The organism is Parabacteroides sp. Marseille-P3160 (assembly GCF_900162725.1).
In the GTDB taxonomy this organism is placed as follows: Bacteria; Bacteroidota; Bacteroidia; order Bacteroidales; family Tannerellaceae; genus Marseille-P3160.
The window spans coordinates 2,784,488-2,796,415 of record NZ_LT799418.1 but is presented as its reverse complement, the minus strand read 5'-3'; the positions used below and the strand labels follow the sequence as shown (position 1 = coordinate 2,796,415).

Genomic DNA, 11,928 nt, shown 5'->3' with positions numbered 1-11,928 from the left:
AAGCTTTTCGGTACGGACCTGAACCGCCTCTTTACGATTGGAAACCAGATCAAGGACGCCATCTCCGGAATCGACGGAGTAGTCGACCTGAAAGTTGAGCAACAGGTCGAACGCCCTCAACTAACCATCACGCCCAGGCGCGAACTATTGGCCAAATACGGTATTCCACTGCCTGAATTTGAAGAATATATCCAAGTAATGCTTTCCGGAGAAAGCGTGGGCCAAGTCTATGAAGACGGCAAATATTTCGACCTGACGCTTAAGGTGTCGGATGATAGCCGGGGAACGATGGAACAGATAAGTAACCTGATGATCGATGCCGGCGGTGAGAAGATTCCTCTCAGTTACGTAGCGGATATCCGCTCGACTACCGGCCCGAATACGATTAACAGGGAGAATGTACAGCGAAAGATCGTTATCAGTTCCAACGTTTCCGGCCGTGATCTGCGCGGAGTTGTCGATGACATTCAGAAGAAGGTCGCGTCTTCCGTCACGCTTCCCGAAGGCTACCATCTGGAATATGGCGGGCAGTTCGAAAGTGAGCAATCTGCGAGCCGCACCTTGCTGCTTACTTCGGCAATGGCTTTGTTGGTTATCTTCTTCCTGCTGCTTATCCAGTTCAGGAACGCCAGGGAAAGCGGGATTGTCTTGCTGAACCTGCCGTTGGCTTTAATCGGAGGGGTTCTGATCCTATGGCTGACTTCCGGTGAACTGAGTATTCCGGCAATCATCGGCTTTATCTCTCTCTTTGGAATCGCTACCCGGAACGGGATGTTGCTGATCAGTCATTACCAACAGCTCCGCAGCGAAGGGCTCGGACTGCAAGCTGCCGTTCTGCAAGGATCGCTGGATCGTTTGAATCCAATCCTGATGACAGCGCTTTGCTCGGCCTTGGCCCTGATCCCTTTGGCAGTCAAAGGCGATTTGCCAGGCAACGAGATCCAGAGCCCGATGGCGGTCGTCATTCTGGGCGGCCTGCTGACTTCTACTTTCCTGAACGGGTTTATTATCCCTATTGTATATTTATTAATGAATAAAAATCAGCAAGAATGAAACAGATAAGCAAATGCCTGCTGGCAGGGCTTGTTTTATGCTGCAATCCCCTGCAAGCGCAACAAGACATGGCGGGAGTGCTGAAGAGCATCGAGCGAAATAACCGGGAGTTGCAGGCGAACCGGGAATGGACGGTTGCCCAAAAACTGGACGCCCAGGCCGGAAACAACCTCGAAGATCCCTCTGTCTCTTACACCCATCAATATGGCAATAAGGAAGGGCTGGGCATCCAAGGGGAATTGATTGCCTCGCAAGCCTTCGATTTTCCTTCCCTCTATGTTCAGCGGAACCAATGGGCGAAGATCAAATCGGAAGAGTTGGACTACCGGCAAACGGAAAAACGGCAGGAGATCCTCATGGAAGCCCAACTGATCTGCCTGGATCTGGTGCAATTGAACCGGAAGCGGCAATTGTTGGAAGAACGCCGGGAAAATGCCGAGCAATTGTCGGCCTTATATGCCCAGCGGTTGGAGAAAGGAGACGCAAACATTCTGGAAACCAATAAAATAAGATTGGAATTATTGAATATCAAGACCGAAGCTCGCCTGACTGAAGCGGAACGCACCGCTAAGCTGCAAGCGTTGGCAGCCCTCAACGGAGGGGAGGCGATCTCCTTTACGGATACGGCTTACCGGCAGGCGCCCGAACTGCTCTCTTTTGAAGAATTGAAAGCGGAAGCCCTTGCCGCGACGACTTCCCTGAAGGCACTCGAGCAGGCGCAACTGGCCGCGCAGCGTTATGTCGGCGTCAGCAAAGCCCAAGGTTTGCCTGGATTCGAGGTAGGTTACCGTTTGAATACGGCGGTCGGAGGGGAGCGGTTCAACGGTTTCCTGGTAGGTATCCGTGTGCCGTTGTTTTCGAACCGGAACCGGGTGAAGCAGGCGAAAGCGCAAAGCCTTTATACGGAACTTCAATTGGAAACGGCATCCACCGCGTTGGAACGAAAGTTGCAGGGCCTTTATCTGCAATCGCTCGCATTGAAAAAGTCAGTGGACGAATACCGGGATGAACTGGGAAGCCGGGATAATACGGATTTGCTGAACAAAGCGTTACATATGGGGCAAATTTCAATGATCGAATACTTTGTCAATATAATGACTTATTACCAAAGTATCGACAACTATCTGCAGCTTCAGAACCAATACCAAAAAGTGATGGCGGAGTTATACCGCTTCCGTTTATGACCAAGAAGGTGTGTCAAAAGAGCCGTAAAGGAATTCATAGGGGCGAATTGCATTCGCCCCTACATATCCCACAATGGGCTTTTGACGCACCTTCCTTTCCTACCTGACTTTTATCGTTTGATTAATACGGAACGGCTTTCGGATGATCTTTCAGACGACCTTTCGGAGCGTCCTCCCGAACGGTTGCTATTTCCTTTTGGCGCTTCCTTCCGTTCATTCGAGCGGGGTTGCGGGACGGATTTCCGAGTTTCCTCATTCCGGTTGCTACGGTTGGAACGTACGTCCGGCGTTTCCTTTGTGTTGTTTTTATCCGCTTCGCGGTTTCGGAGATTGTTTTCCCGGCGTTCGGGACGAACATCAACCTTTTCATTCTCTCTTCTCCATTCGTTCCGGTTACGATCCTCGCTTCTGGATTGATTCCGGTTGGACTCTACTACCCGGTTCGGACGGAAATCATTCTTGTTGCTATACCAATTATATTGATTTCTACGGCTTTCAGCATACCGGCGATCCCTGCTGTCGCGTATGACAATCTGATGGCGACCACGATATGTGCTAAAATGGGTCTGGTGGTAATGATTATACCTCCAAGGCATCGGTTCGTTGATTACCACTTTAAAGAGACGGTATAAGTCGTATCTCCGGTAGTCATAGGGCAAATAGTTGGCATAGACCCAATATCCCCGCGGATCGAGAAAATAAAACAAACGTTGGTTTACATTATAGTAGCAATTTATATCCGGGAAATAGTAATAATCCACATAATCATAGCCTACAGGCCCCCAAGCCGGTTGCATTCCGATATTGATGCTCACTTGGAAAGATTGGGCTTCGGCGCGTTGGTTGAAGGAAGCGATTCCTAACATTCCTGCAACTAATAAAATAATCATCTTTTTCATAAAGGGTAAGTCTTAATGGTGAATACTTCCGTTTATTTCTCTCTTTGTCTCTTAGATGGGAAACCCGTACCAAGGATTAATGCGCCGGCCGTCCTGTTGAGTTTAATTAACATTTCCGAAGAGGAGGGGAAAAAAGGGAGTCTTTGTTGAGACTCCCTGATCGTTTAAATCAATAAATTCAGTTTAACAGAGAAGATATTTGTTGCGGATCCACATGGGTTGCTACGATGACTCCATTGCCGTCAATAAGGAAACTCCCGAGTCCTTTGTGAAGGCCGAAAGCCTTGTAAAGTGGGGATTCTTTCCCTTTTCTCTCATTGAATTGGTTGGATAAATCCAAATTATCCATTTTTACAGTTTCAGTAAATACGGAAGCCCTTTCATCCATTGAAACGGAATACATTTCAATGCGGTTCGAATCCATTTTACTTACATAGTTCCAGAGTAACACATTCTTCGCACGGGACTCCGCATCGTAGGCGGCCCAGAAGTTCAGAAGCGTGTAACGTCCGGAACGGTTTAGGTAATTAATCCCACGATCAACACCTAACGACTCTATTCTCGGGGCAAGATCTCCGGGGTGATACCCTTGGGAGAGACTTGTTTTCGGGGTGCCGGCAGAAAGGAATAAAAGTAGCACGCACCCTACTTCGAGAACACAAGTTCTAATTCTCATAATGTCATTTTTTTGTTAAACATAATCGGATAAGAACAAACCGTTGCCAGAAGTTTGCTTTTTCCCGAATCCTGATTTTCAGGAGAAAAAAGAAGCGTTTATTCCTTCTCCAAGGAGTGAAAACGCTTTTTATATGGCGGCAAAGATACAAGGATTTCAATTACTTATATCAATTCCGCAGTTTTTTTTCTTCTTTTTAAATGAAATGTGACATTTTTGAGCCTTATTTATTCTTTTTATTTTCCAGCGGAGGAAGGGGCATATCCATCTTGATAAACTCGTCGTAAACGACTTTCGGATGGTCTTTCGGGGAAGTCAGCTCCGTCTCTTTCTCGAAATTATCCCGGCGGAATGTTTTCAGTTTCATGTTCTCCTTGCTGTACTGTTGCAAGGTATGCGGCTCATTTCCCAAAAGCGAACTGTTCAGGACGGTAGAGCCCAAGATGCTCTTTTTCGGTGTGAGCACCGGCAGCAGGTTTTGTTCCAGCAATCCGCGGTAAGCGCCTACGTATTCGCACCACACCGCATCGCCCAACTTATAAATACGATAGGAATAATTCGACCATGCCGTCTGGATACGGATTTCGTCCTTGAAGATTTCTACCGAAGCGGCCGAATCGAAGTAGGGATCTTTAATCGTCAGTTTCTTATAATCATCCCGTTCTTCTTTAATCAGTGTCAGCCATTTTTCCGAATGCAGTAACCCTGCCGTTATTTCAGGTAAATTTTCCTTGATTTCAAATTGTATCCGCATGTTACTCGCCTGCCGGTCAGGACTTATTTTAAGGTAGCCAGGTTCTGTGTTAAAGCTTTATATCATAACACTTTTAAAGCCTGAATTGTTCAGCCGGACCCCATAAAAATGCGACAGTTTCCATGTCATTCTTTCTACCTCCGGTTCCGCAGTTACTATCGAAAAATAGATGAGGGTAGCACCAGAAGGATCATACGAAATACCCGGATGTATCTTTCATCGAATGCAATTAAGTGTTTGATGGCTATCGAACACGTGTTTCACAGCCGTAAAACACGTGTTCGACGGCTGTGAAACACGTGTTCGACAGCTGTAAAACACCCAATCGAAAGTACCGCCAACAGATCGGCATAAGCATCATACGCCAATTTCTTGCAGATCGGTGATCCTTAATGTCTTACCGAAATTAACCGGATCCTTCGATTTTCTCCTCAACCAGGTCTATCTTCGCTGCTTGAAGCAACGTTTTACCTATATCTAATTAAAAGCATAAATTATAACGGATTTGGTTTTAATTCAGGAATGGAATGTCCCGATTGTTAAGAAATGAATAATGCATGATTCGTGTTTTCAAAACAAACCGTCCTTCTCTGTTGTTTTTATATTGAAATTAAGAAAAGGTATCCTTTATCCAAGAGGTCTTTCAAAATGGGTACTTACTGAAAACATAACTTTGAAGATGCAAATTGCATACTAATCCAACCAGCTTGCATTCATCTTCTTTTTGGGACGTAAAAAATAAAATTGAATAGTCGAATGGATAGTCATTTATTCTCAAAAACAAAAATCGAATCCCTTGATTTGGCGAATCGCATCGTGATCCCGCCTATGTGCCAATATTCGGCCGCCAACGGGCAAGCGACGGAATGGCATTTGATGCATTATGGTACGTTATCTCTTTCGGGAGCGGGACTGCTGATTGTGGAAGCGACCGCCGTGGCTCCGGAGGGAAGAATCTCATACGCCGACTTGGGTATCTGGGACGATAAATCCGCCTTTGCCTTGTCTAAAGTGGTCGATTTTATCCGTCTTCATTCTCCGATTCCCCTGGCATTGCAAATATCGCATGCCGGGCGGAAAGCGTCGACCGACCTCTCCTGGAAATCGAACAACTTCATCCATCCGTCAGCACCTAACGGATGGCAGACAATAGCCCCGTCGGCTATTCCTTTGTCCACCGGAGGAACAATACCCCGGGAACTGACAATTCCCGAAATCGACCAGATCGTCCTTCAATTTGTCCGGGCGGCGCAAAGAGCCGTTGCGATCGGATTTAACGCTATAGAACTTCATGGAGCGCATGGCTACCTGCTAAGCCAGTTTCTTTCGCCCATAACGAATAAGCGGAAAGATGCTTACGGGGGAAGCCTGGAAAACCGCATGAGGTTGGTCTTGGAGGTCTTTGATGCGGTAAAGGCAGGCATACCCTCCGATGTGCCGGTCGGAATCCGGATTTCAGCTACCGACTGGATTGAAGGCGGCTGGGATCTGGCGCAAAGCATTGAATTGGCAAAGCTTCTGGAAAAAAGGGGATGCGCCTATATCCATGTCTCCGGAGGGGGAGTGGACGGAGGATTACAGAGAATGCCCGAACTGCGACCGGGATATCAACTTCCTTATGCGGAGGCGATTAAAAAAGCTGTCCGGATACCCGTCATAGGGGTGGGACTGATCACCGTGCCTCAGGAAGCGGAGGATGCGATTTCTTCCGGGAAGGCGGATCTTATAGCTGTCGGACGCGGATTCCTTTACGACCCGAGATGGGCATGGCATGCCGCTGCCGCACTGGGAGCAAAGGTGGCTGTCCCGCCTCAATATTCCCGGTGCGAGCCTCACACATTGAAAGGGTTGTTCTGTAATGAGTAAAGAAAAAAATCAATTTAGAATATAAATTATAGGTAATTATGGGAAAAAAAGTTGCAAATCAATTAATAGAAACAGTAAAACAGGCGGGAATCAAACATATTTATGCGGTGACCGGAGATAGCCTGAATGAAGTGAATGAAGCGGTAAGGCAAGACGGAGAGGTAAAATGGGTGCATGTCAGGCATGAAGAAACCGGAGCTTATGCCGCCCTGGCTGAAGCCGAATTAAATGGAATCGGCTGTTGCGCCGGAAGTAGCGGCCCCGGGCATGTACATCTTATCAATGGCTTGTATGATGCCCAGAGAGCGAATGCTTCAGTATTGGCTATTGCTTCCACTTGTCCTTCCTATGAATTCGGCATGTCCTATTTTCAGGAAACCAATACGATCAAGCTTTTTGACGATTGTAGCGGTTACAACCAAATAGCAAATACGCCCCAACAATTCCCCCGTATGTTACAAGCGGCGCTCCAACATGCCATCTCAAAAAAAGAGGTGGCAGTCATCGGTTTGCCGGGAGATCTTGCAGCTCAGAATGCCGATGAAAGTATGACGGCTGCCCAAGCGCTTTTCTCCGATTCGGTTTATCGTCCCCGGGAAAAAGAATTAAAGGAATTAGCCGGGCTGATAAATTCTGCGGAAAAGATTACCCTCTACTGTGGAATCGGAACAAGGGAAGCGCATGAAGAGGTCATAAAGCTTTCTGAAATGATCAAGGCGCCGGTGGGATATAGCTTCAGGGGCAAGATGGTCGTTCAGCATGGTAATCCTAATGAAGTCGGTATGACGGGGCTGCTGGGGCTTCCGTCGGCCTACACGGCGATGCATGAGGCCGATCTGTTGATCTTGCTGGGAACGGATTTTCCTTACCAATATTTTATGCCGACCAAGTGTAAAATCGTACAAATAGACGCAAGGCCGGAAAGGATCGGACGCCGGGCCAAAGTAGATATGGCCTTGGGCGGTAATATCAAAGATACGCTTTCGGCCTTGATTCCATTCCTTGAAACGAAAGCGGATGACAGCTTTCTACGGAAACAACTGAAAATATATGAAAAAGTGAAAGAATATCTGGCCAGTACGGCAGCCCATCCGGGAGAAACCGATCTGATCGCTCCCGAATATGTCGCGTCGGTGATCGACCGTTTGGCGGCCGACAATGCAATTTTCACGGTTGACACAGGCATGTGTTGTGTCTGGGGAGCGAGGTATCTGCAGGCCACGGGTAAACGGGAAATGTTAGGATCGTTTAACCACGGTTCCATGGCGAATGCTATGCCGATGGCCATCGGGGCGGCTTTGGCACGTCCGGAACAACCGGTCATCGCTTTCTGTGGCGATGGCGGATTATCCATGATGATGGGTGACCTGGCAACGATTGTACAATATAAATTACCGGTTAAAATTATCGTATTCAATAATCGTTCGTTGGGTATGGTAAAATTGGAAATGCAAGTGGCCGGTTTGCCGGACAGTGAGACAGCCATGTTAAATCCTGATTTTGCCGCTGTGGCCCGTGCTATGGGAATGGAAGCCTATACTGTGAACGAACCCCAAGAGGTGGAAGAAACGCTGGCTAAAGCATTAAATTCTCCTTCCCCGGTTTTAGTTTCCATCCAAACGGATCCGAATGCATTGGCCATGCCTCCTAAAATTGAATTTGCACAGATGAAAGGATTTGTAGAATCCATGATTAAACTGATTCTCCAAGGGCGTATAGAGGATGTTTTGGACACGGCTAAGGCAAATATGAAACATTTAAAAGGAATCATATAAAAACATTAAGCGATAATTGTTCAAAATTATGTTCCTTTGTACCTATCTTAATAGGTATGAAATATGAGAAGTTTGGCATCTGACAATAACTCGGGCGTTCACCCTTCAGTTATTGAGGCTTTAATCAAAGCAAATCAAGATCATGCGGTCGGTTATGGGAATGACGACTGGACACATGAAGCGGTAGAAAAAATAAAAGAAACATTTTCGGCGAACTGCGCTCCTTTTTTTACATTTAATGGAACGGGAAGCAATACGATCGCCCTTCAGTTGGTGACCCGCCCTTATCAATCCATTCTTTGTACGGATGCGGCGCATATTTATGTGGACGAATGTGGAGCGCCGACCAAAGCGACCGGCTGTCCGCTTGTTACGATCCCTACGCCGGACGGGAAACTGAATCCGGAACTGATCCGCCATCATTTGCATGGGATCGGAGACCAGCATCATTCCCAACCGGGGGCTATCTACCTCTCCGAAAGTACGGAATACGGAACGATTTATACGCCCGACGAACTGAAGGCTATCACGGCTTTCGCCCACGAAAACGGACTATATGTCCATATGGACGGCGCGCGTTTGGCAAATGCGGCTGCGGCATTAGGATACCCGCTGAAAGCGTTGACCGTCGACTGCGGCATCGATGTGCTTAGCTTCGGCGGAACAAAAAACGGGTTGATGATAGGGGAATGCGTCATCGTTTTCCGCCAAGAATTGATCGAATCCGCCCGTTTTGTCCGCAAACAATCGGCCCAATTGGCTTCCAAGATGCGTTATTTATCCTGCCAGTTTACCGCCTATCTAACGGATGACCTTTGGCTCAAAAACGCACAGCACGCCAACCGGATGGCCCAACGGCTCTATGAAGGAATGAAAGACCTTCCGGATATTCATTTCACACAGAAAGTGGAAAGTAACGAGTTGTTTTTCACGATGCCCCGCCTGTTGATCGACCGGTTATTGGAACATTTCTTCTTTTATGTGTTCAATGAAGAAACCAACGAAGCCCGGTTAGTTACTTCTTTCGATACGACGGAAGAGGATATTTCCACTTTTTTACATGTGCTAAAGGCTTAATAAAAAAGAAAAGAAAAGGGTAATATTTGCTTTTCCGCTCAAGAATGGCTAATATCGCATTGTTATATAGTTTTTTAGTGATGTCATGAAGGAAAAAGAGTTGATTATTGATTTGTCGAATCGTCTGGCTACTCCGGAAAAAGAGGTGGAAGAGATGTTATCCGCCTTTAAAGAAGTATTGAATGAAAGCTTGGCAAACAACGATCCGGTCATGATCCAGGGATTGGGAGTCTTTGAAGTCAAAAAGAAAGCGGAACGCATCTCCGTCAATCCGACAAATGGCAAGCGCTATCTGGTTCCGCCCAAGTTGGTTCCCGTATTTAAGCCCAGCACTACATTGAAGGAAAAATATAAAACCTTTGACAACGATGAATAACCGCATTACCTTACAAGATATAACCAAAGCGATTGCCAGGAAAACGGGAAAGAAACATCGGGAAGTAGAACTGTTTCTGAAAAATCTGCTTACCATTCTGATGGAGGATATCGAGACGGAAGGATCGATCGAGATCAAGGGATTGGGCATATTCAAGCTGGTACGCATTGAAGAGCGGGAAAGCATCCATGTAAATACGGGCGAGCGTTTTTTAATTCCGGTACACTACCGGTATAGCTTCCTACCTGACAAACAGTTGAAAGAAAGCGTGAATAAGCCTTTTTCTTTTTTTGAATCCGTAGAACTGGATGAGAAGGTTTCGCTGACGGACTTGGAAGAAGATGCTTCTCCGGAGGAAGGAGAAGAAGAAACGGAAGAAGAAGGGAACGGAACGGTTCCGGAACCTTCCGGAGCTATGGCATCGGTTTCCGAAACGCCGGCAGAACCGGAGCCGGAAATAGAAGAAGTCGAAAAGATTGCAGATACTGAACCGATTGCTATTCCTTTCGTAAAAGAGACTGAAACTCCGGCGGCAGCCAATCAGGAAACCAAGGAGGAAGCGGAAGAAGAGTTTGAAGATACAGGAAATACAGGGAATACAGGGAATACGGGTTTAAAGCAAGTCATACGCTTTGTTGCCTTTGTAATCTTGGTTGGGTTTCTGTTCTTGGGATACCGGTATTTGAAAGAACATGGACCGGAGGTACTGCAAGAGAACAGCCAAACAGCCGCCGTTCCTGCCCCGGCGGTAGCGCCTGACACGACTGAAATTAAATCCGATACGGTTGAAAGGAAGGAGGCTGTGGATTCATCAAAAACAAGTACGGACAAATCGGCGGAGAATCAGTTCACCCAAACGGAACCGGAAGTAATAGCCAAAAAGAAAATCAAAGAAGGGGACCGTTTAACGTCTATCGCCCGGGAATATTATGGGAATAAAGTCTTTTGGGTTTATATTTACCGGTATAACCAAACGAAAATCAGTAATCCTGATCGGATACCCATTGGGACAGAGTTACTTATTCCTGCTCCTTCTGTTTTTGGGATCGATTCCCAAGATCAAGGATCGTTGGCCAAAGCCAGGGCGTTGCAGACAGAAATACTCCGGAAATAACACCGTGAATGTGTAATTCCTTAAATCATCCGGGAGGAAATAGGATAGTTAGTAATATTTAACGGCTAAAGTAGAAAATACGGATTTAACATTTCTAATTTTGTGCTGCCATAAAAGAATGAGATAGAAAAATAACATATAATTAATGAATCTATGAGTCAAACAGTCGATATTCGTGAGTTGAACGAGCGGATAGAAAGTAAAAGTTCATTTGTAAATATGATTACTATGGGTATGAACCAGGTGATCGTAGGTCAAAAGCATTTGATTGAGTCTTTATTGATTGGCCTGCTGTCCGATGGGCATATCCTTCTGGAGGGAGTACCGGGGTTGGCAAAGACATTGGCCATTAAAACGTTGGCATCGTTGATCGACGCCAAGTACAACCGGATTCAATTTACGCCGGATTTATTGCCGGCCGATGTGATCGGAACCATGATTTACAGTCAGAAGAACGAGGAATTTCTGGTGAAGAAAGGCCCGATTTTCGCGAACTTCGTGTTGGCGGATGAAATTAACCGTGCGCCGGCGAAGGTACAGAGCGCCCTGCTTGAAGCGATGCAAGAACGTCAAGTTACAATTGCCGAACACACCTACGAATTGCCCAAACCATTCCTGGTAATGGCTACCCAGAACCCGATCGAGCAGGAGGGGACTTATCCGCTTCCGGAAGCACAGGTCGACCGTTTCATGTTGAAGGTAGTGATCAATTATCCGAAAAGAGACGAAGAAAAATTAGTGATCCGGCAAAATATCTCCGCTCCGCGGGAAGAAACCAAGCCTATTTTGACAAAAGAAGAGATTCTGGAAGCCCGCAACATAGTACGCGAAGTTTATCTGGATGAAAAGATTGAACGCTATATTGTGGACATCGTGTTCGCTACCCGTTTCCCGCAAGAATACGGATTGAATAATCTGAGCAACATGATATCCTTCGGAGCTTCTCCGCGTGCCTCCATCAACCTGGCGTTGGCCGCCCGTGCGTATGCATTTATCAAACGCAGGGGGTACGTCATTCCGGAAGATATACGGGCGGTTTGCCATGACGTTATGCGCCATCGTATCGGCTTGAGTTATGAAGCGGAAGCCAATAACCTGACATCAGAAGAAATAATCAGTGAAATATTGAATAAGGTCGAAGTACCTTGAGAATC

The 11,928-nt window shown here is 46.6% G+C and carries 11 protein-coding genes; 8 read left to right on the top strand and 3 right to left on the bottom strand.

Features of this window, described 5'->3' with window-relative positions; translation table 11 throughout:
- Together BQ8014_RS19395 and BQ8014_RS11125 are read left to right on the top strand one after the other, a co-directional pair.
- Positions 1-1,053: efflux RND transporter permease subunit (locus tag BQ8014_RS19395; protein WP_160150081.1), on the top strand; the 1,053-nt coding region annotated here is incomplete at its 5' end.
- Complete coding sequence (locus BQ8014_RS11125) at positions 1,050-2,237, top strand: TolC family protein (protein WP_080904407.1); 1,188 nt, start codon at positions 1,050-1,052, stop codon at positions 2,235-2,237. The genes BQ8014_RS19395 and BQ8014_RS11125, both read left to right, overlap by 4 nt.
- Before the next feature lie 110 nt (positions 2,238-2,347).
- Here the strand turns inward: BQ8014_RS11125 and BQ8014_RS11120 are convergent, their stop codons facing one another.
- The 3 genes from BQ8014_RS11120 to BQ8014_RS11110 form a co-directional block, all read right to left on the bottom strand.
- Positions 2,348-3,136, bottom strand: coding sequence for a hypothetical protein (locus BQ8014_RS11120; protein ID WP_080904406.1), 789 nt, complete (start codon positions 3,134-3,136; stop codon positions 2,348-2,350).
- 178 nt (positions 3,137-3,314) lie between these two features.
- Positions 3,315-3,812, bottom strand: coding sequence for a thioredoxin domain-containing protein (locus BQ8014_RS11115; RefSeq protein ID WP_080904405.1), 498 nt, complete (start codon positions 3,810-3,812; stop codon positions 3,315-3,317).
- 223 nt (positions 3,813-4,035) lie between these two features.
- A complete protein-coding gene (locus tag BQ8014_RS11110; RefSeq protein ID WP_080904404.1) occupies positions 4,036-4,566 on the bottom strand; it encodes a hypothetical protein in 531 nt (176 codons plus the stop codon).
- A 756-nt stretch (positions 4,567-5,322) separates the two neighbouring features.
- Here BQ8014_RS11110 and BQ8014_RS11105 point away from each other — a divergent pair.
- The 6 genes from BQ8014_RS11105 to BQ8014_RS11080 all read left to right on the top strand — a co-directional run bounded on the left by BQ8014_RS11105 (position 5,323) and on the right by BQ8014_RS11080 (position 11,923).
- Positions 5,323-6,432 carry an NADH:flavin oxidoreductase/NADH oxidase gene (locus tag BQ8014_RS11105; protein ID WP_080904403.1) on the top strand — a complete coding sequence of 370 codons (1,110 nt, stop codon included), beginning with the start codon at positions 5,323-5,325 and terminating at the stop codon, positions 6,430-6,432.
- Positions 6,433-6,470: 38 nt separating this feature from the next.
- A complete protein-coding gene (locus BQ8014_RS11100; RefSeq protein WP_080904402.1) occupies positions 6,471-8,207 on the top strand; it encodes a thiamine pyrophosphate-dependent enzyme in 1,737 nt (578 codons plus the stop codon).
- A 63-nt stretch (positions 8,208-8,270) separates the two neighbouring features.
- Positions 8,271-9,284 carry a threonine aldolase family protein gene (locus tag BQ8014_RS11095; protein WP_080904401.1) on the top strand — a complete coding sequence of 338 codons (1,014 nt, stop codon included), beginning with the start codon at positions 8,271-8,273 and terminating at the stop codon, positions 9,282-9,284.
- A gap of 85 nt (positions 9,285-9,369) precedes the next feature.
- Positions 9,370-9,660 carry an HU family DNA-binding protein gene (locus BQ8014_RS11090; RefSeq protein ID WP_080904400.1) on the top strand — a complete coding sequence of 97 codons (291 nt, stop codon included), beginning with the start codon at positions 9,370-9,372 and terminating at the stop codon, positions 9,658-9,660.
- Positions 9,653-10,774, top strand: coding sequence for an HU family DNA-binding protein (locus BQ8014_RS11085; RefSeq protein ID WP_080904399.1), 1,122 nt, complete (start codon positions 9,653-9,655; stop codon positions 10,772-10,774). The genes BQ8014_RS11090 and BQ8014_RS11085 overlap by 8 nt, the downstream gene beginning before the upstream one ends.
- A gap of 153 nt (positions 10,775-10,927) precedes the next feature.
- The gene (locus BQ8014_RS11080) at positions 10,928-11,923 is read left to right on the top strand and encodes an AAA family ATPase (RefSeq protein ID WP_080904398.1); all 996 of its coding nucleotides are present in this window, start codon (positions 10,928-10,930) and stop codon (positions 11,921-11,923) included.
- Positions 11,924-11,928: the final 5 nt, after the last annotated feature.